The organism is Paenibacillus ginsengarvi (assembly GCF_003626695.1).
GTDB classification, from domain to species: Bacteria; Bacillota; Bacilli; order Paenibacillales; family NBRC-103111; genus Paenibacillus_AB; species Paenibacillus_AB ginsengarvi.
This window is the reverse complement of the sequence record NZ_RBAH01000014.1, coordinates 1-23,440: the sequence shown is the minus strand read 5'-3', so window position 1 is coordinate 23,440 and position 23,440 is coordinate 1. Positions and strand designations below refer to the sequence as shown.

The following is a 23,440-nucleotide window of genomic DNA, read 5'->3' as shown; positions in this document are numbered from 1 at the left end:
GACACGAACAAAGCAATCCAGACTGAACGTAAGACAGTAGATTCATCGGACAAGGTATTTCTATGCTTGAAGTATAATTTTGTTAAAATGCCAAAATTGACCAGTATTCCTCCCAGGAATAGAATAAGACTGGAATTTCTCATAATCGCGTACGTGTTTTTTGCTATCGAATCATTAAAGTAACAAATAATAAGCTCTGCTGTAAATCCAAGCAAAGTCACAAAATACAAGTAAGGTATCGGTTTTTCAGATATTGAAACAAGTTTTCTTTCTTTGAAAAAAACGATCAAAAAATTCAAAAAAACAATAGGAATAAGTAGGAGGGAGTTGGTGACGAGCAACTTCCCTAATACATCACCTCTAACTGAAGCACTTATTCCCATAAACGTTATGCCTATATTGTAGAATACAAGTGCAAGATAAATAGCCGATTTGGAGTAAGAAACCCTGTTGTATAGTAGAATTGCGATTGTGAAGCAAATTACCTCGTAAAATAAAGTGACAATGTCGAGCTGTACTGCATTTGCAATATGTGAAGTAGAGAGGGTATGAATCTCCTCTCCTCGTTGTACGACAAACGAATTAACTTGTTCTACGGCATCCCATTTTCTGATGGTAGAGTGTTCTTCTGGAAGTAGCCCGTCTATGGAAAGTACAATATCCCCAAGCCTCACGTCCAAATATTTGGACCCACTATCGGTATCTAAGGTAGTAATGACCCATTGACCGTCCTTCAGTTGGACGTTTACGCCTATATAGGGATATTTTATCATTAAATAAGCAAACCAAGATTGTGTGACTAAAACAAATAGGACTATAACAGCAAAAATTTTCTTCTTCATTCTAATCCTCCATCTTTTAATAAAATAGGGACTGAGATATACTTAATACAGTAAATAAATATATGGAGGTTGGATCTATGCAAGGGGTTGTCTGGTCGCAAGATTTGATGGGTGCTGTCAAGTCTGTCAAACGCAGTCTTATCAACGTTGATAGCGTATCCAAAAGCTTCTCTCTTTCGAAGAAAGAAACACGTGCCATTAAACACAAACTGTTCAACGAAGTAAAGGTTCAAAAACAAGAAGTAGGTACAATGAGCTACTGGATATAAGCAATTTTGAGCTCAAGTCGGGTCCTTCATTGGACCCGGCTTCTTTATTAGCCTCAAACTCCCTAATCCCCATGAAACTCCGCCAGCTCGCGCGCGAGCTCCGCCACTTGCCTACGCAGCTCCAAGGGCTCCATAATCCGCACCTGCGTTCCGAACGAAAGCAGGTAACGCGGGATAAAGCCGTTCATGGTCGCCTCGTCCAGCGTAAACGTCAGTTCCGTAGCCGATTGTGCGGTGATGCGGCTGCGCATATACCAGTTGTCAGCCAAAATGGAGATTGCGTGCTCCTCGCCTTGCAGCCGGATCGTCAGCAGCGTTTCGCCGTCCGCCGTTTCCGGTCCGCTTTCGAACCGCTCCTTGACAAAGTCGCGCAACGAGAACGAAGCGGGCCTCGTGAATGTATCGTCTGTCTGTCGGACACCGTCGATGCGGTCGGCCCGGAAGATGCGCATATCGTCGCGAAGATGACAATGTCCGATCAAGTACCAGCGGAACATCCGGTGCACGAGCCCGTACGGATTCACTTTGCGCTCCTCGGGCTCCGAGCCGTCGGGCTTCCCGTATCGGATCGTGACGGTGCGGCCTGCCGCCACCGACTGTTCCAACTCCTGCAGGGTGCGCTCATCCGTCTGCCGGGCGCTGGGCTGCATAACCTCGAAACCGGCCGTATGCCGCTGGAGCTGCTCCATCTGCTCCTCGCTGAGCCGGCTCTGCATTTTCCCTGTAGCCTGCCGAAGCGGCTCGATGTACGGATAGCCGGCCTGCTCCGCAAAACGCCCCGCATGAACCATCGCTTTCAGTTCGTCTATGCTGAAAAAAAGCGGCGCTTCCCGAAATGTCGGAGGAAGACGATACCCGCCCCCGTGTCCAGGTTCCGCCTCTACTGGTACGCCGCTCATACACAGGGCGTCGATGTACCGGTATACCGTCCTTACGCTAGTCTCCAATTGTTCGGCTATTTGCTCTGCCGTCATCCGGCTCCTCGATCGAAGCAGCCATAACACGGTAAGCAACTGATCCGCTTTTGCCATATCGTTATCCCGATCCTTTGCTCGTTAATGATGCCATAGTTACATTATATCGCGTTTTCGAGGGCGATAGGTTGTTTTTTGCCATGCGTTTTTCGGTTGTGTCGATTGCCGGGTGAGCGGGATGCTCGTTATTCGTTTTCTGCGCCCGGAGGCATTCCCACCCTTGGAACCCGCGCTGGGAGCCGGTTTGCATTCGAGTGCAAACCGATTTGCGTTCGAATGCAACAGGTTTGCGCTGACGTCCGGCTTAATCTTGGTTAACATAGGTGTATAAATATGGAATTGGTGAAAGCAAATGTGTTGCTACACGATGACCGGATAGGGAGTGACAAACGATGGACGTAAATCATGAAAATGAACGTTTCTTTGAACTCGCGATTCAAACCGTGTTGCATAATAACAAGCATCGACTTGCCTTGTCATCGGAAAACGGGGAACGCGATCTGTTTCTGCAGAACATGTCCCGTGAAATATTGGAAAAAGCACAAACGTTCAAACGAATTACGGATACGGCCATCCGGGAAATGGAGAGCAATCCGGATGCTTGGCAATGGGAGGGTACACGATGAGACTGCTCAAAGATGAGCATCTGGTGGAATGTTACATTCAATCGGTGCAGTGGAAGCTGGACGAAGACTTTATCCAGATTTTGCGCAAAGAGATCGAAAAGCGCAAGCTGGAAATTCCGATGCGATAACCTTGGCGGATGAAACGTCCGGACAGGAAAAGATAAAAGCCCAATCCTTCGCGGATCGGGCTTTATTTGCATATTCGCATGAGCGGTGCTAGCTTTCAAGGCCGTGTGGAGTGTCAAACGCGAAGCATGACGCTGCATTTGTCCGCATCCAGCAGGTTGCCGACGTAGAAGGCGCCGAATTCGCCGAACCGGGCGCTCGCCTCGTCAAAACGCATTTCGTACACCAGCTTTTTGAAGGTTAGCGGATCGTCGGAGAACAGCGTAACGCCCCATTCCCAGTCGTCGAGGCCGACCGATCCGGTAATGATCTGCTTGACGCGGCCCGCATAGCTGCGACCGATCATGCCATGGCTGCGCATGAAGCCGCGGCGCTCCTCCATGCTGAGCATGTACCAGTTGTCGCTGCCGGAGCGGCGCTTGTTCATCGGATAGAAGCAAATATGCTTCGCTTTTGGCAGGATCGGCTTGAGCCTGGCCATAATTTCCGGATCTTCCATCGGATTGGTGCCGGGTTTCGCCATATAGCTGCTCAGTTCCACGACGGACACATAAGAATAAACCGGAATCGTATACTGGGCGAAGGTCGACTTGTTGAACGCATTCTCGAGCTCGCTCAGCTCCTCCAGCGTTTCACGCAAATGCATAAAGACGAAATCGGCTTTTTGGCCGACGATGGAGTAGAAGGCAGTGCTGCCTTGCTTCTGCTGCTCCGTCTCGCTCCATTGACCGAGTAGGGTGTACAGCTCGTCCTCCGCTTTGGCGCGCTCCTCGGCAGAGAGCTTCTTCCATGCATTCCAGTCGATCGCGCGAAAATCGTGCAGGGCATACCAGCCGTCTAACGTTTGTACCGCTTCACTCACAGTTGCCACTCCTCTCGTAAGTCCGCTTCCGTAATTCGGATTTCGCATTTATTGTAGCGAATCGTTTGCCAAAGGGCAAATATCCGGAAGCGAAATCATTCACCTGATCCCGCTGTCTGCGCTTTTGGGTTCGAACAATTGACGTTTTCCTGACGATTGCCGAAGCTCTCTTTACTTCGCGGCTGCTTTCCACTACAATGGACGTGATGATTTTGCAATGCTCGGGAGGCTCAAACTATGATCGACATCATCCAGCTGGTCATCTTGCTGGTGCTCGTCTTCGTGCTCATGTACGGGATCGGCTTCATCTTCAACATGCTGCTGAAAACGACCCATTTTCCCATTTATTTGTACGTGGCTGCCGTCATCGGTATGCTGGTGTACTGGGCCTGGAACTCCGAATCGCTATGGGGGCATCTGGTCGGGCTCAAATTCGGCGAATACCTGCTGTTTGTCAGCGGGCTGGCCGGCGCGATTCTGAGCGGCAAGACGATTCAGATGCTGCGGGTGCGCGGCTACAAAATGTTCTGAACATAAGGCTTCTCCGCTAAGGAGAAGCTTTTTTGTTTTCGCGCCTAGCCATGATTTTCGCCAATGAAATGATCCTAGCGGCGAAAGCAATCCTCTCGTAAACCAATAGGTTCACAGATATAATCAAATTGTTGTAAAAAACAAAATGTGAACATTGGAGAGGAAGGTGGTACAACTATGTTTGACAAGAAGGAACAGATAAACCGAGTAAGCGACCTGGAACGACTATCTGCAATTGGTCAAATATCCGCCGGTATCGCTCACGAGATCCGCAATCCGCTCACATCAGTCAAAGGCTTTTTACAGCTCATGCAGAAGGAGCACGAAAGCAGTTACTGGGAAATCATCAACTCCGAATTGGAGCAGGCCATTTCCACGGTACAAAACTTGCTATCCGTTTCCAAGCCGGAGACGAACGAAGAGAATTTTACAGTTGTCAATTTGTGCGAAATTCTTGAAAATACGCTGTCGCTGTTTGATCATGAGATGTACCGGGTTCAAGTGGAGAAGCGTTTCTATAATACGAGTTCCAAAATTTTCGGAAAGCGGAATCAGCTTAAGCGGGCAATCTTTAATTTATTGAAAAACGCGTATGAGGCCATAGAAGGAAATGGAACAATCACGGTCGAACATTACCGGTCGAACGATGTCGTATGTATTTCGATTAGCGATACGGGCAAAGGAATCCCGAGCGACAAATTGTCGCAGCTGGGGACCCCATTTTTCACCACGAAAACGGATTCGGGTACCGGGCTCGGCTTATCACAAGTTTACAGTACCTTTCATGAGCATAAAGCGACTATTTATGTGGATAGTACGGAAAACCAAGGCACTAAGTTTACAATTCGGATTCCAACGACGGATCGTTTGGAGAGTCATGAGCAAATGAAGCCGGTTTTCGATAAAACTATGGATGTAAGGCAGTTTTTTGAGGCCAATCGTCAACTGTTCAATCGTTCATTGGAAATAGAAGCGCAAAATAGCTTCGAAATCGTTGCTTCGCTTAAATTTGTATCGACGCAGGATTTGCTGGACCATGCGAATCAGATTTTGTCGCTCGTCCATGACGGTATGACGCAGGAAATCATACAGCTGGCTCAAGAAAGAGGGATCGCTTGGGCGAAGTCCGACGTGCCGATCATGACGAAGATGGAGTGGTTTTATGCTTTGAGAAAGGTAATATGGTCGCTGCTCCGCCAATATCATTTAGCCGCCGGCATTACGCCGGAGGAAGTGTTTGATTTATCCGAACGTATCAACGACGCCTTGGACAATTTTATTATCCAGTTTAACGTCGTCTTCACCAAATACAGGGACGGTGTCATCAAATCGAAGCAGGCCATCATCGACGAGCTCACCGTTCCGATCATCCCTATCTATAACCAGATCGCCGTGCTGCCCTTGATTGGTACTCTGGACGAGATGCGGATCCATACGATCGAAGAGAAGATGTTGGAAGAAATTGAAAAGCGAAATATTCAAAAAGTATTTATTGACATGTCCGGAGCCGCTTTGACGAGCGCTGACGTGTTTCTCAAAATCGTCCGTATTATCGAGGGAATCAATCTTCTCGGCTGCCAGGCCGTCGTCACCGGAATCAGCGCGAAGCTGGCGAAAATCATCCTGGATTTAAGTGAAACGGTCAAAGACAAGCTGGTCGTCGAAAGTACTTTGCAGCAGGCATTGCTGAAAGCATCGTACTCGGGATCGGAAATGTAACCAAGCACTGCGAGCCGCCGCGCTTCAAATATTCCTGCACCAGGGAGTCCCAATCGGAAATTCATTAGGGGAACTCTTTTCCAACCATACCGGTTACTGCGGTTTTTTGTAATACTGCGTTTATTTTCTTTTGTATAGTAAGGGAGGGGAAGGGATAATAACGGAAGTTTAAGGAGGGGGTGCAAGGTGGCAACAACCAATTCAGTGGAATTCCTTGACTTTACTGACGCTGCGGGCTGGGAATAGTGGCTCTCGAGCCACTACGATCAACGAGATGAAGTGTGGCTCAGAATAGCTAAGAAGGGTTCGCCAAACGTGTCGGTGACGATCCCGGAAGCGCTTGATGTAGCTCTTTGTTACGGATGGATCGATAGTCACCGTAGAGCATTCGATGAGGCCTATTACTTGCAACGGTATTCGCCGAGGCGCTCCAAAAGCCCTTGGTCCATGGTTAACGTGGGAAAAGCAGAGGAATTAATGGCGACCGGACGAATGAAAGCACCGGGCTATGCTGAGATCCACCGAGCACAGGCGGATGGAAGATGGGGCGCTGCCTATGAATCGCAGAAGAACGTTGCGATTCCGCAGGATTTTGCAGCAGCGCTTGCACACCATGATCAGGCTAAACAAGCTTACAGCCGGCTCAATAAGACCGCACAATATGCGATTCTCCTTCCGCTTCTGAAGGCAACATCGGCAAAGAGCAGAGCGGCTCAATTGCAAAAAGCGATAACGGAATTGCAAACCATTTTATAATTTCGCTGTTGCCGATGGCAGGACATTATGAGTTATTCGGATGCTTGGGAGCTTAGTTTTTTCTTGTAGTGTACGGGTGTTTCGCCAAGCACGCGTTTGAAGTCCGTAATGAAATGCTGTTGACTGCTATAGCCAAGATCGTAGGCGATATCCGCCCAATCGGGAGTATCGCAATCACGGATAAGTTTCGCTGCCTCGAGCAATTTAATCCTTTGGAGCAGCCATTTTGTCCCTATACCGATATACGTCTGGAAAAGCTGTTGGAGCCAACGCTCGCTTTTGCCAGCCCACTCGGCGATCTCACCGACGGTCTGCAATCGTTCTGTCTCGATCGCAGTAATGATTCGATTTATGAGCTCGATGTTAGGATCATATTTCGGATTTTGCGCTTGCAGAAGCTCGGCAAGGGCGCCGACGGCAGCGTCGTCCTGTAAGGACAGCGTATGTTCAATAAAAGCTTGATCCGCCTCGGCAAACACTTGCTGTAATTCAATCGTCTTGTTGTGTAAGCCTGCCAGTGATTTGCGCCAATAAGTGTGGAACGCGCCCGGCTTAAACCGAGCGCCGATGATTCTGCCGCTATCCGCAGCCTCGTAATTCCGTTTATCCCGGAAGGTGCACTGGATACCTGATTCGTGCGCAGATACATATACATCGACATAGGGGCGGTGCATAACCTGCTCCGAGATGTAGGGCTGCCCCGTTGTGATCGCCCAACGAATGGTCCAAAAATGGTTAATGAATGGAGATAGGCTGACTGGCGGCACATAGGTTTCAAAAGTAATATGCTGCTCGAAGCCGGCAGGGTCCAGTTTCCCGCCTGTTCGATAAATGTCTGCGGATTTCTGTAATACAGGAATGGCAATCAACCCCTATTATTAGAAAAAGTAAATCCCAATAAACATCAAAGGAGCTTGAATACGATGACAAACACACCTACTTTACGAGGCATGGCCAATGTGAGTTTCTGGGCGGAAGATCTGGGCGCTGCGAAAACATGGTACTCGAAGCTATTGGGCATGGAGCCGTACTTTCAAAGTCCGAGCCCCGAGAACCCTGCTTATATCGAATATCGGATCGGCGATCTACAGGATGAGCTTGGCATCATCGATAAGAAGTATGCACCCAAGGCAGCTACCATGACTGGAACGGGAGGAGCGACGTTGTACTGGCATGTGGATGACGTTGCCGGTATGCTGAACAAGTTAGAGGAACTGGGCGCTACACTGTATGAGCCTCTAACGGAGCGTGGTGTCGACTGGATTACGGCATCGGTCGTAGATCCTTTTGGAAACATCATTGGCTTGATCCATAGCCCGCATTATATAGAAATTTGGAATTCCATTCAGAAATCGTAACTTGGATTGAAACTGGCGTCGTTGCGCGAACGATGTCAGTTCTTTTTTTTGAAACAATTCGGTATTCTTACTCTTATTGTAAGGTATACAGCTGGAAAAAGTATATTGTTATAGATGGTTTGCCTCTAGAGATTGCTATGAGTTAAATCTGAACAAAAATAATGGAATAAAATGAATAGGTATTCTATAATTTCCTTATTTACTTTTATATATGGAGGCTACCATGAACATTATAATACTTGGTTTGCCGGGAGCTGGGAAAGGAACTCAGGCTAAAGTCATCGTAGAAAATCAGAGCATTCCGCATATTTCCACAGGGGACTTATTAAGAAAAGCTTATAAGGCAAAAACAGCACTCGGAGAACTTGCAAATGAGTACATGAGTAAGGGAGAATTAGTTCCTGATGATGTGACAATTGGAATTGCACAGCAGAGACTAAATGAACCCGATTGCGGTAAAGGATTTTTACTCGACGGATTCCCACGGAACTTAGAACAAGCGGAAGCTCTGGAAAAGTACCTAGCCTCTGGAGGGAAAAAAGTGGATCATGTCCTCTATATCCAAGTAGATAGTCGTATACTTTTGGAACGATTGACCGGGAGAAGGGTTTGTTCTGGTTGCGGGGAGACGTTTCATCTATCGAGTCATCCACCTAAAGTAATGGATCGTTGTGATTTATGCAGCGGTATTCTTGTACAGCGAGAAGACGATCGAGAAGTAACGGTTAAAGAACGCCTTAGAGTGAATTCGGAACTCACGAACAATCTTGTTCACTATTACAGCGAACGAGGGATTTTAAAAATTATTAATGGTTCTAGGGATATTGCAGAGGTAAATAAAGATATCCTTACCATTTTGGGTGGGTGATACTGAAGTATTATTGCCTTCGTTGCGCTATCGGGTGCCATAGCTGAACGGAAAAAGGAGCAGATTGCAGCGGCAGTTGCTCTTTTTTTCATTGTTAACGGACAGGCGGGTTCCAATTAATGGTTTAATTGTTTGGACCAGAATTCCAAGAATGAACAGGTGGGACGGCTGTTGATAAAAGGAGACATTACACTCGAAGGCAATCGAGTGAGGTTGATCCCGGTGTCAGATGGACATATCGAGGGTTTACTCAAGGCAAGTAATCATCACGATATATGGACGTACAGTCCATCAAGCATCAGCAAGATAGAAGACATGGAAGCCACAATCAATCAGTGGATGAGGTTAAAAGAGCAGGGACTTAGATACCCGTTCGTGATTTTTGACAAGAGCACGAGTGAGATTGTGGGCAGCACCAGTTATTTGGATATCTCGCTGCAAAACAGAAAACTTGAAATAGGCGGGACTTGGTTGAATCCTAAAGTTTGGAGAACCAGGGTGAACACGGAGTGCAAGTATTTACTATTGGAATATGGGTTTGAAGAAATGAATCTGGTTCGAGTGCAGTTCCGTACAGATACAAGAAATGAAAGATCCAACCGCGCAATCGAGAGAATTGGTGCACAGTTCGAAGGAACGTTGAGGCAAGAGATGATGGTTCGTGAAGGGTACATTCGAGACTCAAATGTATATAGTATTCTTGATAAAGAGTGGGAACGCGTAAAAGCTAAATTGCTGGACTATTTGAGTCAAGAATCTTGATTATTAAGCTCTCTCGGGTTGATTTAGTTTTCTCACTCTACGTACAAGAATAAATAAAGTAGTCGTTTCTGCACTAGGTAAATTTCACCAACGAGCTATAAGATAATTGAACTAACCGGATACGAGGGCTCAATAAACAACCAGAATAGGCTGCCGGCACAAATGGCAGCCTTTGCTATACTGTGTGACCAGAAGCACGCATCTTCTGATCGGTCGCGGGAAGAGCCCCAATATACCTGCATGTGGAGAAATCTGTACCCGCGTATCATTCATAGTACATAATAATCGTGCAGCTTTGGAAAATGGATGGAAACCTCGGTGAACTCACACTCTCGGGAGCGAACGGATAGATCGTGTCCAAGCTTAAGCGCCAGCTGTTTGGCCAAATAAAGTCCCATGCCGGTCGACTTGGCGTGCGTTCGGCCGTTTTGACCAGTAAAGCCTTTATCGAACACCCGGGACAAATCTTCCGCGGCGATGCCGATTCCCGAATCGCGTATGACCAGTCTTTTTCCTCTATCGTCTTCTTCCAAGGCAAACGTCACGTCCCCCCGGCATCGGTATATTTGAGCGAATTGGCTACAAGCTGATCGAGAATGTAGGCAAGCCATCTCCAAGGGAGAAGCGTACGATTCCGCGGTCCGATCCATTCTGGAGCAGGATACGGAGCATCCGATCCGGTTATCGGCGGATATACCCGTCATCCGCGCGAAAGGCGAGATGACCCGCCCGGACATTCTTCCCCCGAGATATGCGAGCAGGGACGATCATCCGATCAAGCTCGTTTCGGTCAGTACCTATAACCGGGTCGTAACGGAGCTGGGACGCGAAGGAAACGTGCGGCTGGCCGGAGAGGAAGTGTTCGGAATCAAACCGTTGTATACGAATTTCACGAACGAGGATTATGTAGGGAACGGCTCGCCCTCGAGCTTCCGGGCGGCTCGAGAGGCTTGATCTTTACCGGTATGACGGAGGAGCGGGTGCTGAATTGGAGCTTTCCCGATTTTATGGTCGTGATCAGCGACAAGGCGTTCGGAGAAATAGCCCGCGAGACAGCCCCGATCGTGTTCAAAGCCTATAAAGTCGACCGCGAAGCGTCGATGAAGCAGTCTACCGAACGATTGTATGCGCTGGACGAGGAGCTGCGCCGGGTGCCTACTTATTACACGCAATATAGAGAAGGGTTGGAGAAGGCAGGCATCAATTTGTTCACTCTCGGCTTCCTCGGGCTCGTCTTTTTGGCTGCTACCGGGAGTATCATCTATTTCAAGCAGTTGACGGAGGCGCATTCGGATAAAGAACGGTACGTCATTTTGCGCAAAATCGGGGTTAAAAAGAAAGAGATTAGTCTCTCAATCGCCAAGCAAACGGGCTTCGTGTTCGTCCTTCCGCTTGCCATCGGCCTATTGCACTGCGGCGCCATCCTGAAGGCCGTCACGACATTGTACGGAAGCGTCTCCGAGGTAAATCTCACTGTGCCGATCGTCAGCGCGATGCTCGTTTATATCGTGATTTACTGCGGTTATTATGCGCTCACCGTACACTCGTACAATCAAATCGTGAACCGCTGAGCGGCTCAACCGAACAGTTATGTTTGAATCGATTTCGCTAATGGAGACGATAGTGCAGGGGCTGTCCCAAAGACAGCTCCTTTTTGATTTTCACTGAAGTAACGGGCAGTATAGATCAACTATAGCCAATAAATCCCTGTATGCTGCCCTAATACTATATATGATTAAGAAAACAAAGGGTGTGAATAAATGTCAATTATTCTTGTAGGAATTAATCACGAGAACTGGGAAGAGTGTGTAAATCTTAAACTGGATCAAGGACAAGAACAATATGTGGCCTCTAACGTTTTTTCTCTTGCACAGGCTGCTTATTTAAAAACCGATACCTATTCTTTTATTCCGCTCGCTATCTATAACGATGATCAAATGGTAGGCTTCTTGCTCTGGGACCAAATCCCGTTAGGGGATACGGGTATCTATTTTATTCAGCGGTTCATGATTGATAGAAGGTATCAAAGAAACGGATATGGGAAGTCTGGAATGAAAGAAATAATCAAATTAATCGTTTCCCAGAAACCAGACTGTAAGTTGATTTCGCTTACAATCAAACCGGATAACATAGCAGCTCAAAGGCTTTATGAATCTGTAGGCTTCTACAAAACAGATAAGATTCACAATGGAGAAGTGGTTATGCATTACTCAGTCGAATCTATGCCTGCGATAAACGACTAACATTGTTACACAACGGCAGCCGGCCAAAAATTTTCGGCTGCCGTCGTTGCGCTAACGTGCAGATATCGCTAATGGGGAAACGTAAAAGTTACTACTGTGGCGGTAGATCTTCTATTAGGAAAACCTTTACCTTTCATGTACTGAATTGTGTATGTAAAGTAAAATTGTAATGATGTGAGCGGGAGGTTGAAAAGGCAATTCAATCAGGTCAGATAAGTTTTGGAGGAATCTATAATGGTATTAGATAAAAATGATATTTCAATAATTATGTCTGAATATGACTTTCAGGATGATAATGAATTCCAATTAATTAATCAAGGATTAAATGATACTTTTTTAGTATCTTTTAGTAATGGTAGTCAATTTATTTTAAGGGTGTATCGACCAAAGTGGAGGAATGTTACTGAAATTAATTTCGAATTGGAACTTTTAATGCACCTTAAAAGAAAAGGTTTTGCTTTATCCACACCAATTCCTAAAAAAGATGGGACCTTAATAAATGAAGTCAAAGTAAATGGGATAAACAGAGTTGCTGTATTATTTACCTTTGTGCCTGGAAAGCCTTTTTTAGTAAATGAGGAGAATAGTTATTTATTTGGAAGAAAGGTGGCAGAATTTCATAAGTTGACTGAAGACTTTCAAAGTAATTATGATCGATTTTATTTAGATTTAGAGCATTTGATAGATAGACCTCTCACAACCATTAAGCCATTCTTAAAGCAACGTCCGTCTGATTGGACATATTTGGAGTGTCTTGGAGAGAAACTTAAAGAACAAGTATTAAAACTCCCTCTAGATCATTTAGATTGGGGTATTTGTCATGGTGACTTAGGTAATGAAAATGTTCATGTATACCAAAAGAAAATGACTTTCTTTGATTTTGATTGCTGTGGAGTTGGATGGAGAGGCTATGATATCGCAGTATATAGATGGGATACAAAAAGAAGTGGGAAGCCAAATAGTGAAGAGGATAAAATATGGGAAGCATTTCTTAAAGGATATAAGGAAATCAAGTATTTAAAAGCAATCGATTTGGATGTTATCCCTTTGTTTGTTTTAATACGACAACTGTGGTGGATGGGTTTACACATGAGTAATGGAGATGTTTGGGGATTAGATTGGATAAATGATAACTATTTCAATCGTACAATACAATTTTTAAGGGAATGGGAATCCAATTATTTGGTTTAAAGTGTTCTATCGAATTAGTAAATTAGACAGGGAGCAGATCGCCGCGGCAACTGCTCTCTTCTTCATTGAAGTAAAGGGCAGTAATGTTCAATAATGAGGGGCTCTCAGTTATCATTTAATTATCAGACAATATAATTATACCTAATCAACCCCAATTTTCGTCTCCTCCGTATGGTATTATATGGATAAATAAAGGGGGTGGAAGGTCATGACTAACAAGGAAATAAAAAAAATTATGAATCGGGCTTACCAATTTGTAGAGGAGCAACAGAGAGCTTTAGACGAAGGGAAAATTACTGAGGACCAATGGTATGAAATACATAAACAGTTTTTTACTACAAGTTATTTAACCAGCGATAGCCCTAGAGCGCAGTCGGGGCATTCTGGAGATGAATATCACTACTTCCATTCTCATATTATGCTTCTCGAAGCAATCAATAATAACGGAACCTTTCTTGATGTTGGCTGTGCCAATGGATATTTGTTGGAATCATTGGATAAATGGATTCAAAGTCTGGGGTATTATCGTCTAGAGTTTTATGGTCTTGATATTTCTGAGGAACTTATACAACTTGCAAAAAACAGATTACCTCATTGGAAGCAACGTTTATTTACAGGCAACGCCTTTCATTGGACTCCAGAGAGAAAGTTTGACTTCGTTTGTGTCAAAGAACTGAATTATGTGCCAAGAGACAAGCAAAAGGCTTTCTTTATACATTTAATAGAGAACTATGTTGAACAGGGCGGTAGATTTATGATAGGACCCTATACCGAGGAAATTGAAAGTTCTGAAATGCAAGATGTCTTGTCAAGTTGGGGGTATCCACCGACAGGATTTGTTCAAAAATCCCACCAAAGACATAAGAATTTCTCTAGAAAGCTGCTTTGGTTAGACAACTGACGATTAAACTAACGGACACAAGAGCTCAATGAATACATGACGGCAGCCGGTCTGAACGATCAGCTGCCGATTCTCGACTAACGGGCAGACTAGTCAAAACTCTTTTCAGAAATTACCAAAGGTGTATCATAAAATACGAACAAATATTCTGTATTGGGGTGATGCCTGTGGATATCTTTAACAGTCTAGACCAATATACTGAACAAATAAAAAATCGTATTGCTGCATCAGCAGCGGCAGTATGCGTTATAAAAGACAATGAAATCATTCATGAATGGTACTCAGGAAACCACCACTTCCATAGCGGAGCCAGAAAGGTAGATGCATCTTCACAGTTTAACGTTTATTCAACGCGGGTTACCTATGTTGGGCTTGCCGCTGCAATCGCTATTAACGATGGTGCAATTCAAAACCTAGATGATCCAATTAGTAAATATCTATCTATTTATAACAATGACATTCTAGGTAACACGACTTTAAGGCATCTGGTTACAAGAACAACAGGGTTACAATTTCAAGGTAATGGCGGCGTAGTACGGAAGTTTGAAGAAGGTACTTCTTTTGAAGGGAAAAAACCTGAAATACTCGCCACAATTATTAAAAATGCAACAGGAAAAACAGTTGCTGAAATCATTAATGAACGTGTGTTGAAACCATTAGGATTAACCCGAACAGAGTGGAGGACGGAAGGTAAAGAAACCCTAGTATGTGATATAAACGATCCAAACAGCTATCCCACCTTAAGGCTTGAATCAAACGAAGGCAGTGACCGCAATCTATACATAACCGCTAGGGAACTTGCTTTATGGGGAAATCTACATTTGAATAAGGGAGCCATCAAAGGTAAACAGATTCTGCCTAAGGAAATATTTCAAAGTGTGTCTTCCATAATGACTCCCAACACACTACCTGTCCATTTACCAAGGCTAGGATATTTTTGGTGGATTCAGGACAAAAATGTTTCAAATTCTGAAATAGGACCTGATCTTCCTGAAGGAACATATCAAATCTTTGGAGCATCAGGATGCTCCTGCACAGTTATCCCTAATCATAAAGCGGTAGTTGTTCGAATGACGAATAGTCTCTGGACATTCGGTGGAAAGAATGGTTTCGATTACATTGCTGATATTCAAAGGTTTGGTAATCTTGTTGAGCAGGCTCTAAACGAATACTCTATAGTCCATCGTTGATTGCGCTAACGGAGACGATAGTTTCACCAGAAAGACCTCGATTACTTCGATGGCCTCTTAATTTGGAGTGTAATCGAAATGTAACAGTCGGTTTATATTCCGCTAACATTCCGCGGTTAAGATGTAGTTGACCCCCTTTTTTCATATAAATTTGCCCGCGGCCTGTAAGCCTGCGGGTTTCTTTTTGCACTATCGCATCATTCGCATGGGATTCGGCAATACACATTGTCTGAAGTAGGGGGAGTCGAAATGACCGGCTGTCTTTGCGCAACTAACTGGCAGTTATGTTTAATGAAAGTACACTTTACATTCGAACATATGTTTGGTAAAATTTCTTTTGGATACATTTACCATAACGGTGTTATATAACCATTGGAAAGTTCCCTAGAGGATTTTCGGAAGTTAGACATATGAGTAGCAGACATTTGAAGGAAGTTGATGAATTAATCAGCATCCAAAAAGCGACTGGGAGGAGAAAGGTTAATTATGCGAACAGAGTTTGAACAAAACGTAATCAAACGCGTAATCGAATTTGCGTGCTTTAACTTGACAGTGAGCGATGTATTTGTTTCTACAGACTGGTATGTTAAGCATCTTGGTTGCAGAGTTGTTAGAGAACCGCAAAGGTTTATGGATGGAAGTGCAAATTCACAAATCAAAATCGGAGTGCAAACCGTGTTTCTTCATGAGTCGTCTGACCGAGTTAAGATTCACTACACTCACAGTAACGGATCAATGGGTTCCATTTTTGAATTGCGGACGGAAAATATAGATGAATTTTATGAACAGCTCCTAAAGGAAGGAGTTCATGTATTCGAAAGGTTTGATAACTTACCTTGTGCAAAGTATTTTAAAGTAGCTGATCCGGACGGAAATGTATTATCGATTATGGAGTTTTAAGTTAGTTTATTACGATGAAGTGCCAGGAAGGACGGGGGATCTATGCTAGACTCTACGTCAACAAATAATGCGCGAGCAGTAGGAATGCATGTTATCAATTTTGCAGTCAGCAATCTAGAAAAGTCCTTTGAATTTTATGTTGATCGTTTGGGTTTTGAGAAAACGGGGTCGAGAGAAGTACGCATAAACAAGAGTACTAAAATTTGGCTGCACCAAATCGAAGATATTAAAGATAAATCGAATGAATTATCGATGCATTGGTTTGAAGTCGGCACGAAAGACATCGAGCAATTTTATAAAAAATTAAAAGAAGAAAATGTCCTTGTGGGTGAAAGATACGATAACCCGGGATGTGGACGGTACTTTGATGTATACGATCCGGACGGTCGGAAATTACAGTCTGTCAAGACTGGTACAAACGGTTTGAGGATTAGGAATACGAATTCAAGAGTACGCAGCAACAATTACTAAATTAAACGGGTACTAGAGCTCAATAATACAACATGACGAGGCTGTCGATGAATCGATTGGCGGCCTCACTCCGCTGACAAGCAGTTTAACGGAGACATTTATTTTAGTTGCAGGAAAATGATTTCGGAAATAGAAGGTAAATTGTGGAAAATATTTCTAAAGAGGTGATGGGATATGCAAACGAATGAAGAAACCAAAGTGGAGCAAAGGTTGCGGGACATTACAGGAATTACTTGTATATACGTTCCAGTCAATGATGTCTATGAATCCGTCAAATGGTATCAGAAAAATCTAGGATGCCAACCTACAAAAATACATTCTGTTGAGCCTGGGATGAGGATGGCAATTTTGAGGTTTCTTGATGAGAACGGAAACCCTTCACACCCAGCTACAGGACCAATTCCCGCGATATTCCTTCTCAAATCGGAGGAAGAAGGCGGTCGATTAGGCTTTAACCGGACAGAGGACGGGGGGAAACGCCAAGCCGTTGCTTGTTTTGTTACCCCACATATTAAAGAACTTTTCGAACGTTTTAAGGAAAATGGAGTGAACATTATAGGCGAACGGGTAACCTGCGGTCCAAATGTAACTTTCATCGACCCTGACGGGAACATGTGGGAAATTTGGCAACCTTAGATATTGGTCTATGCAACATTTTTTGTTGTTCTATTTATTAAACTAAAGGATCCAAGAGCTCAATTAATACATAACGGCACATGGGAAGATGTAACTCTAATCATTGAAGAGGTGCGAGGAAAAGGCGGTACGATTGGAATGGAACCATATGTATGGTCAGAAGATGGATGGGATTTTTTTAGATGCGGGAATTAAGGATCCAGACGGATATAGTATTGTTATTGGAGGGATGAGAAGAAGTAGCGACTCATAGGTGTACCCATCCAGTTATTGGAAATATATTTTGAAAGGAAGAAGAGAAATGATTGTTTAGTGAACACATTACAATCGAACAGATGTTTGGTGGAGGTAATATGGATATATTCACCATAATGGTAGTTATATAACCATTGAAAAGTTCTCTAAAGGACTTTCGGAAGCTACATATGAGTAGTTGATAATTTAAAGGAAGTTGATGAAATAATCAGTATCCAATCTAGAAAGCGATTTCAGGAAAACGATTAAACAATTATTAGACGAGGAGGAGGATTTGTATGAGTAAAATGTTACAAACCACTACATCTGCATTTAATAAATTTATCTGTCTTTATCTTCCGGCTTATGATCCGCCAGCATTGGCAAACTGGTATAAAGAGCATTTCAATTCACCTGGGACACGAGAGTATGGAGTTTTTTGGGAAAAGGCAAATGAAGAAGGGGCTACCTGTAATTTCATGACGGATGAATACATTCCGGGTAAACCTTATGAAATGTTTGCAGTTCGATTTGAAACGGATTGTATTGAAGCGTTGTATGAACGTTTGTCCAATGCAGGAGTTCCATTGGAGCCGATGCATTCGGATCATGAGGGTATCACGTTTGTTTTTACTGATCCACAAGGGAACAAGTTTCAGGTGCGGCAACAACCCGAAACGAAGACTCAAGCTTTACGTGATGGAGTTCCGGCATTAATCAGAGCATCCGCACTGTTTTTCCCGGCTAGCGATCCGGAGGCAACACGCAAATGGTATTCGGAGCTGCTCGGTTTGGTATTGAATGCTTCAGGATGGCCGATGACGAGGAATGGAGAAGAAATTTGCTTCTACCGATCTCTGATTCCAGGGCAGACGACAAACTTTCATAAAAATGTAGTAATGGGTGACAGGCCATCTACTTTATATTCAATCATCAATGTTGCGGTGGATGATCTTGGTGAGATGCACAAACAAATGCTGGAGCAAGGACAGAAGGTTGAGGGTATAAGTGACAGAGGCGGATGTGGGCGACAGTTCCAGCTATATGATCCCGACGGCAATATGCTGGATATATGGGAAACGCAGACGATGATAGGTAAGGATTTCAAGCTTGATAGTGGTGCTTATAATTGGAAACAACAATATAAAATAGCAGGAGAAGATATTGATACGTTTTTGGCAAGAGTGACAAAAAGCGATTTGTACCATCGGCGCATCGTGATTCCGGGATATAATGTATTACAAAAACTTGATCCTGAAGGGTTGGAATCTCTTTTAGAAACTCTGCATCAATTTAGTTTGGAACATCCTCAGCATCCATTTGAATTCATAAAGCGTGATTGGAGTCCGATCGACGCTATAGAGCCCACAGCAATGGAGCACGTAGCTGATAATAGAGAAATATTTATTCCCCATACCGAACGCGCTGAGGGAGTCATAAAAATTTACGGGAGACCCAGATTTAAGGATAGCCCGAATTGGAAAGACCGAATTGTACTGATGATTCCTTTTTTTGTTTTTGATATCGATACGTTTTTTACAAAAGCATTAGAAGGACGCCATGAAATGTTTCGACAAGTAAAAATTATTAATGATGATGCATCTGTACTTTGGTATTTACGGAAAATTGATCCAGATGCAGTTAGGGAGCTCAAATTAGCAATGGAACAGTTTAATCAAGAATATCCAGAGCATGCAATAGAACTAATAGAATAAGACTGTTCTTTTTTTATTGAAGTAATGGGCGGGAAAACGTAGAAAATGATTAAAAATGCCCATTATAGTGGTGTCGTGTAGGTGAGACATGATTATAAGTATTATCGGTTTATTGAAATATTTCTGAATATTCCGATTAGTGGCATGCGCGATTGAAGTAACGGAGATAGAGGAGGTTTATGGCGCGAATTCGGACGGAGAAAGAATGAAATCATGAATAGGGTTGATCCGTATTTTGCATTTGGTTTGAGTGAATATAGCCCAAATCTGAGAGAAAGCTTCAACTATATTATAGGGTATTCCGTACAAAATCTGGATCATATCCCGGATGGAATGGTCGGAAGAACGATTCCGATGCAGGAGTATGCTCTCTTTGTCTACACAGGTCATCGTATTGGTGAAGTATGGGAGTATTCGGATAAGTGGTTTGCCTCATCGGGTTACAAATGGGCGGAAGCCGCTGACTTTGAGCTTTATGATAATCGCTTTGCGGATCGCGAGGACGGAAATAAAACGATCTCGGTCTATATTCCAATTACGAAAAAATGATACATTCGCTGGTTATGAAGCCGGTACCTTATACCTGAATGTAACGTTAGCGAGAGCCGGTTTATTCCGGAAGCGGACTGAAGGCCATTGAAAGTCGATTAAGAAGGACCCGTGAAAAATTAAAAAAGGAGTTGTTTGATGTGACTGTTGACGTAATCTCCATGAACAAATTAGGCGAGGTATTCCGCGAAAAAGTCGTTAGTAAAATAGCTCGCATTTGTTTTACGTACATTCCGGTAACAGACGTTAGACGTTCCGCCGCGTGGTATGAAGAGGTGCTTGGTTTTAAACCCGACCTCGTGTTTGACACACATGCCATATTGCAACCTGACCTTCAATTGCTTAGGACGGACTCGCCCGTGGTTCAAAACATGGTAGACGGTAGAGCACTTCCTAGAACTGCTTATTTTACAGATGACATTAACGGGTATCACAAGTATTTAAACGAACAGGGAGTTCGTACAGAGGAGATTATTGAGGAAGGCGAATGTGGTTGGCACTTTGAGTTATATGACCCCGATGGAAATCGTATTACTATTTGGCAGGCAAGTTTATAGATTACGCTAAAGGGCACAAGAGCTGAATACACTTTCACCATGGAGTTGCTGCGGTACGATGTGGGCAACTCCATTAAGCGATTGGGCAGGATTATTGAGAAACTAAAGCGAACTGGCATAATAGGTAGTTATTCCGTGTTATGGAGGTTTATGAAATGAGTGAACTTACTAATGCTGTAACTATTTCAAGTAATTTTGTGGTGAAGGAAATGAGCATTGGGATACCTGTAACAGATTTGCAAAAGTCAGTAGAATGGTATGAAAAAAATCTTGGATGCAAATTAATAGCGCCAATCTCAGGAGTGGCTGACTTGCAACTTACCCCACAGCAGATAATTACACTTTTTATACCTGACGATGAACAAGATAGTTGTTGGTTTGCTGGTAATAACTATCAAGAAAATCCACATTATTCAATTACAATGTTAGTTCAGGATATTGATAAACTGTTTAGTGACCTCATAGAAGCAGGTGTCAAAGTTGGGGATATGTTGGGGCAAAATTCTTCTTGTGGTAAAACATTTTTATTTAATGATTTAGACGGAAATCGATTCCAAGCATGGGGTGGTTACGTAAATAAAGGTTAATTTTGCGGAAGACTCCTTTCAACGAACAAAAATTGCTACGCTAACGGAGACGATAGCTTCGGCATACTTATTATTGTGACTTATGCATATATTCTCGAAAAAAAACTATCTTAATGAACGATAATTGAGGAGGAAAGGGATCAATATGAGTGAACAAATTTTATCCAATCAATTATTAAATGGTCGAGTAGTTTTGTGGCAGTTTGTGGAAGATTTACCTAAAGCGGTTCATTGGTATTCCGATACGTTCGGAATAAAAAGTAGTGACAATATTGGCCATGCATACTTTTTCCCTATTAATGAAAAAACCACATTAGCTTTGAGTGTATCCCAAATGAATGATCAAAAAATAGGTTCCTCAAATAATGAGATGTTGGACTTACAATGTGATGACATATATTATACCCACAGAATACTTATGGAAAAGGGAGTAAGATTAGATGCTGAAGTTCGAAACCCTGCCTGGATTTATCATGAGTTTTTTCTATGGGATCCTGATGGGAATATGATTAGAATGCATGGATTTGTTCAGGATAAAAACAAATAACCGTTTATTTTTTACTTAAGTATCGGGTACGATAGTGGAATTAGACAGGGAGCAGACGCCGCGGCAACTGCTCCCTTCTTCATTGAAGTAACGGGCAGGATAATGTGGTTGTGGAAACGAAATTATTAATAAATTTTTTTTCAGTAAGTCAGGTTTGCGACATCATGTGGCATCAAAATAATTGTAAGTGAAATTCTTCTAGAGATTAATGTGAAATGAGAAGGGAGAAATGAGAAAATGCAAAAGAATGAAGAAATCAAAGTGGAGGAAAGACTGGAGGACATAACAGGCATCACGTGTATTTATATTCCGGTGAGTAATGTTTACGAGTCTGTTAAATGGTATCAAAAAAATTTAGGGGTTCAAAACACACATCACAACAAACATGAACCTGAGATGGAAATAGCTATCTTGAGATTTCCCGATCATAATGGAAATTTCGAAATAGAAGCGGGTCTTAGGAGTACGGTACCGGCTTTATTTCTGGGTACTGCAACAGAAGCAGCCGGGAGTTACGGTTTTACATATGGCGATGGTTATCGACAAGCCGTAGCTTGTTTCATTACTCCCCGTATTCAAGAAATGTACGATCGTTTCAAGAAAAACGGTGTGAATATCGTATCAGACATCCCAGAAAACAGACCCTGCGGACCAAACTTTAGTTTTTGTGATCCAGACGGGAATCGGTTTGAACTATGGCAACCGTAATCGATTAACTAACGGCGAACGATAGCGTGGAGCTGCCGTAAGGACAGCTCCTCTTTCGTTCGGGAGTACCAACGACAATTACCTGGTTTCCTTTTGTGTATACATCGGTGACAGCCGTTTGGAAAATAACGATATACAAATCAAGATTAAAGCGTCGTATGAACAAGGTGATGTATGCGAATTTGACTGGGGCGAGGCAAAATTAACCATTGATGGCGTACTTCGCACTTACCAGATGGCGGATTTCACAACAGCTTATGGAAAAGGCTCGTAATGATTGCTGAGCACGATTAAGAACTATGGCTGATGCGTTCAAGTTCTCGGATGCCATCAGTGGCGACTGGAACTCGTTCATTATCTGTTCACGAGCACTTGCTTACACACCAACACCTAACGTTTGATGCACACCTTCCACATGTTCGAGAATAGAGCAAGAGAAAGGGAGATCCAAGCCCCTCCCCTGCCACAATCCCAGGCATCCCAAGAGATTACTTGACTAGGGTGTATCTGACACAGCCGTATATCTCCGAGAAAGGTGCTCTCGAATTCCGTGATGTGTGCTCTACTGCAACGAAATATTCAGCAATTTTCGGGTTATCGTAAAATGAAGTAGAATATAGGTCAAAGTAATTTCAGGGGCGTAGCATTTTTCCTTTTTATTATGAAGAAGGCCATTTCCATGCATACCTGATAATTAGACAAAGAAGAGCGACTTCTACAACAGCGCCAAACACCATGTGCGCCCAAGCCTCTCCTGCCAAATTAAACAACATATAGGGAATATACACCGCGGCAATAATGATATTTGCCCAGCGATTTACTTTAGCCGGCAGGGCAACAGAAAGGAAAATCATAAGAGCTGGAATTGTTACAAAAATCAGTGCTATCAATAGAAAGACATATGAAATGTCAAATGTAAATACTTTTCCTGCCAGAATATCTTCTATTTTGCCCGGCATATATAAGTGGAAATAATCAACATAAATATAGAGAAACATAAAACTCGCCCACAGCGTAGCAATCTTCAGTTTCGAACTGACTTTGATGTCTTCCAGTGCATTTTGTGCTTTATTTTGTGTATTCATATTAATCTCCTTTCATAAATTAAAAGTTGTAATCCCTATATTCCACGTCATTTTACGATAACCATAATAATTCGATATTTTCGCATATCCTACGAAGAATTTATTTGACGGATTGTAATATGAAGTGCGACAACTAAAAACAAAGAAGCCCATGAATGGATTCGTGTAAAATGGAAGTCACCACAACACCATTTTTCACAGGAGAACCCAACATGAGCTACTCCCATCTTAGC

General features: G+C 43.3%; 28 protein-coding genes and 2 pseudogenes. 25 read left to right on the top strand and 5 right to left on the bottom strand.

Annotated elements, in window-relative coordinates:
* Nucleotides 1-919: 919 nt before the first annotated feature.
* Nucleotides 920-1,111: a hypothetical protein gene (locus D7M11_RS19055; RefSeq protein ID WP_120748842.1), complete on the top strand. Its 192-nt coding sequence runs from the start codon at nucleotides 920-922 to the stop codon at nucleotides 1,109-1,111.
* A 62-nt stretch (nucleotides 1,112-1,173) separates the two neighbouring features.
* Here D7M11_RS19055 and D7M11_RS19050 read toward each other — a convergent pair whose 3' ends face one another.
* Complete coding sequence (locus D7M11_RS19050) at nucleotides 1,174-2,142, bottom strand: helix-turn-helix transcriptional regulator (protein ID WP_120748841.1); 969 nt, start codon at nucleotides 2,140-2,142, stop codon at nucleotides 1,174-1,176.
* A 335-nt stretch (nucleotides 2,143-2,477) separates the two neighbouring features.
* On the opposite strand from D7M11_RS19050, the gene D7M11_RS19045 reads away from it, so the two are divergent.
* The gene (locus D7M11_RS19045) at nucleotides 2,478-2,711 is read left to right on the top strand and encodes a hypothetical protein (RefSeq protein ID WP_120748840.1); all 234 of its coding nucleotides are present in this window, start codon (nucleotides 2,478-2,480) and stop codon (nucleotides 2,709-2,711) included.
* Nucleotides 2,708-2,839, top strand: coding sequence for a sporulation histidine kinase inhibitor Sda (gene sda / locus D7M11_RS19040; protein WP_120748839.1), 132 nt, complete (start codon nucleotides 2,708-2,710; stop codon nucleotides 2,837-2,839). The genes D7M11_RS19045 and sda overlap by 4 nt, the downstream gene beginning before the upstream one ends.
* Before the next feature lie 113 nt (nucleotides 2,840-2,952).
* Here the strand turns inward: sda and hemQ are convergent, their stop codons facing one another.
* Nucleotides 2,953-3,699 (bottom strand): hydrogen peroxide-dependent heme synthase, encoded by a 747-nt coding sequence (gene hemQ / locus D7M11_RS19035; protein ID WP_120748838.1) that lies wholly within the window; start codon nucleotides 3,697-3,699, stop codon nucleotides 2,953-2,955.
* Between the two features lie 237 nt (nucleotides 3,700-3,936).
* Here hemQ and D7M11_RS19030 point away from each other — a divergent pair, with 237 nt between their 5' ends.
* The 3 genes from D7M11_RS19030 to D7M11_RS19020 all read left to right on the top strand — a co-directional run bounded on the left by D7M11_RS19030 (nucleotide 3,937) and on the right by D7M11_RS19020 (nucleotide 6,705).
* A complete protein-coding gene (locus D7M11_RS19030; protein WP_120748837.1) occupies nucleotides 3,937-4,230 on the top strand; it encodes a YuiB family protein in 294 nt (97 codons plus the stop codon).
* A 177-nt stretch (nucleotides 4,231-4,407) separates the two neighbouring features.
* Nucleotides 4,408-5,949 (top strand): ATP-binding protein, encoded by a 1,542-nt coding sequence (locus D7M11_RS19025; protein ID WP_120748836.1) that lies wholly within the window; start codon nucleotides 4,408-4,410, stop codon nucleotides 5,947-5,949.
* 315 nt (nucleotides 5,950-6,264) lie between these two features.
* Entirely contained in the window at nucleotides 6,265-6,705 is a 441-nt protein-coding gene (locus D7M11_RS19020) for a YdeI/OmpD-associated family protein (RefSeq protein ID WP_240041202.1), read from the top strand.
* Nucleotides 6,706-6,737: 32 nt separating this feature from the next.
* On the opposite strand, the gene D7M11_RS19015 is transcribed toward D7M11_RS19020, so the two are convergent.
* Nucleotides 6,738-7,574, bottom strand: a complete 837-nt coding sequence (locus D7M11_RS19015; RefSeq protein WP_240041201.1) for a helix-turn-helix domain-containing protein — start codon at nucleotides 7,572-7,574, stop codon at nucleotides 6,738-6,740.
* 54 nt (nucleotides 7,575-7,628) lie between these two features.
* Here D7M11_RS19015 and D7M11_RS19010 point away from each other — a divergent pair, with 54 nt between their 5' ends.
* The 3 genes from D7M11_RS19010 (at nucleotide 7,629) to D7M11_RS19000 (ending at nucleotide 9,693) form a co-directional block, all read left to right on the top strand.
* Nucleotides 7,629-8,063, top strand: coding sequence for a VOC family protein (locus D7M11_RS19010; RefSeq protein WP_120748834.1), 435 nt, complete (start codon nucleotides 7,629-7,631; stop codon nucleotides 8,061-8,063).
* A gap of 223 nt (nucleotides 8,064-8,286) precedes the next feature.
* Complete coding sequence (locus D7M11_RS19005; protein ID WP_120748833.1) at nucleotides 8,287-8,931, top strand: adenylate kinase; 645 nt, start codon at nucleotides 8,287-8,289, stop codon at nucleotides 8,929-8,931.
* A gap of 171 nt (nucleotides 8,932-9,102) precedes the next feature.
* Nucleotides 9,103-9,693 carry a GNAT family N-acetyltransferase gene (locus tag D7M11_RS19000; protein ID WP_120748832.1) on the top strand — a complete coding sequence of 197 codons (591 nt, stop codon included), beginning with the start codon at nucleotides 9,103-9,105 and terminating at the stop codon, nucleotides 9,691-9,693.
* A gap of 269 nt (nucleotides 9,694-9,962) precedes the next feature.
* Here D7M11_RS19000 and D7M11_RS18995 read toward each other — a convergent pair.
* Nucleotides 9,963-10,306, bottom strand: a pseudogene (locus D7M11_RS18995) (ATP-binding protein); the annotation flags it as partial.
* A 107-nt stretch (nucleotides 10,307-10,413) separates the two neighbouring features.
* Between D7M11_RS18995 and D7M11_RS18990 the strand changes: the two are divergent.
* From D7M11_RS18990 to D7M11_RS36480, 16 genes and pseudogenes are all read left to right on the top strand, one after another.
* Nucleotides 10,414-10,647, top strand: coding sequence for a hypothetical protein (locus tag D7M11_RS18990; protein ID WP_120748831.1), 234 nt, complete (start codon nucleotides 10,414-10,416; stop codon nucleotides 10,645-10,647).
* Nucleotides 10,644-11,264 (top strand): ABC transporter permease, encoded by a 621-nt coding sequence (locus D7M11_RS18985; RefSeq protein ID WP_120748830.1) that lies wholly within the window; start codon nucleotides 10,644-10,646, stop codon nucleotides 11,262-11,264. The genes D7M11_RS18990 and D7M11_RS18985 overlap by 4 nt, the downstream gene beginning before the upstream one ends.
* A 189-nt stretch (nucleotides 11,265-11,453) precedes the next feature.
* Nucleotides 11,454-11,936, top strand: coding sequence for a GNAT family N-acetyltransferase (locus tag D7M11_RS18980; RefSeq protein ID WP_120748829.1), 483 nt, complete (start codon nucleotides 11,454-11,456; stop codon nucleotides 11,934-11,936).
* Between the two features lie 234 nt (nucleotides 11,937-12,170).
* Nucleotides 12,171-13,127 (top strand): phosphotransferase, encoded by a 957-nt coding sequence (locus D7M11_RS18975; protein WP_120748828.1) that lies wholly within the window; start codon nucleotides 12,171-12,173, stop codon nucleotides 13,125-13,127.
* A 208-nt stretch (nucleotides 13,128-13,335) separates the two neighbouring features.
* Entirely contained in the window at nucleotides 13,336-14,028 is a 693-nt protein-coding gene (locus tag D7M11_RS18970; protein ID WP_120748827.1) for a class I SAM-dependent methyltransferase, read from the top strand.
* A gap of 161 nt (nucleotides 14,029-14,189) precedes the next feature.
* Nucleotides 14,190-15,218, top strand: coding sequence for a serine hydrolase domain-containing protein (locus D7M11_RS18965; RefSeq protein ID WP_120748826.1), 1,029 nt, complete (start codon nucleotides 14,190-14,192; stop codon nucleotides 15,216-15,218).
* Between the two features lie 486 nt (nucleotides 15,219-15,704).
* Complete coding sequence (locus D7M11_RS18960) at nucleotides 15,705-16,118, top strand: VOC family protein (RefSeq protein WP_120748825.1); 414 nt, start codon at nucleotides 15,705-15,707, stop codon at nucleotides 16,116-16,118.
* 42 nt (nucleotides 16,119-16,160) lie between these two features.
* Nucleotides 16,161-16,589, top strand: coding sequence for a VOC family protein (locus D7M11_RS18955; RefSeq protein ID WP_120748824.1), 429 nt, complete (start codon nucleotides 16,161-16,163; stop codon nucleotides 16,587-16,589).
* A 174-nt stretch (nucleotides 16,590-16,763) separates the two neighbouring features.
* Nucleotides 16,764-17,225 (top strand): VOC family protein, encoded by a 462-nt coding sequence (locus tag D7M11_RS18950; protein ID WP_120748823.1) that lies wholly within the window; start codon nucleotides 16,764-16,766, stop codon nucleotides 17,223-17,225.
* 533 nt (nucleotides 17,226-17,758) lie between these two features.
* Nucleotides 17,759-19,174, top strand: a complete 1,416-nt coding sequence (locus tag D7M11_RS18945) for a VOC family protein (protein WP_120748822.1) — start codon at nucleotides 17,759-17,761, stop codon at nucleotides 19,172-19,174.
* A gap of 177 nt (nucleotides 19,175-19,351) precedes the next feature.
* A pseudogene (locus D7M11_RS18940) lies at nucleotides 19,352-19,723 on the top strand (GyrI-like domain-containing protein); the annotation flags it as partial.
* A 161-nt stretch (nucleotides 19,724-19,884) separates the two neighbouring features.
* Nucleotides 19,885-20,280, top strand: a complete 396-nt coding sequence (locus D7M11_RS18935; RefSeq protein WP_193556231.1) for a VOC family protein — start codon at nucleotides 19,885-19,887, stop codon at nucleotides 20,278-20,280.
* A gap of 155 nt (nucleotides 20,281-20,435) precedes the next feature.
* Nucleotides 20,436-20,867 (top strand): VOC family protein, encoded by a 432-nt coding sequence (locus D7M11_RS18930; RefSeq protein ID WP_158606715.1) that lies wholly within the window; start codon nucleotides 20,436-20,438, stop codon nucleotides 20,865-20,867.
* A gap of 145 nt (nucleotides 20,868-21,012) precedes the next feature.
* The gene (locus tag D7M11_RS18925; RefSeq protein ID WP_120748818.1) at nucleotides 21,013-21,414 is read left to right on the top strand and encodes a VOC family protein; all 402 of its coding nucleotides are present in this window, start codon (nucleotides 21,013-21,015) and stop codon (nucleotides 21,412-21,414) included.
* Between the two features lie 237 nt (nucleotides 21,415-21,651).
* Entirely contained in the window at nucleotides 21,652-22,122 is a 471-nt protein-coding gene (locus tag D7M11_RS18920; RefSeq protein ID WP_120748817.1) for a VOC family protein, read from the top strand.
* A 118-nt stretch (nucleotides 22,123-22,240) separates the two neighbouring features.
* On the top strand, nucleotides 22,241-22,396 hold the full coding sequence (locus D7M11_RS36480; protein WP_158606714.1) for a hypothetical protein: 156 nt from the start codon (nucleotides 22,241-22,243) through the stop codon (nucleotides 22,394-22,396).
* A gap of 385 nt (nucleotides 22,397-22,781) precedes the next feature.
* Here D7M11_RS36480 and D7M11_RS18915 read toward each other — a convergent pair whose 3' ends face one another.
* The gene (locus D7M11_RS18915; RefSeq protein WP_120748816.1) at nucleotides 22,782-23,207 is read right to left on the bottom strand and encodes a DUF6326 family protein; all 426 of its coding nucleotides are present in this window, start codon (nucleotides 23,205-23,207) and stop codon (nucleotides 22,782-22,784) included.
* Between the last annotated feature and the right edge of the window lie 233 nt (nucleotides 23,208-23,440).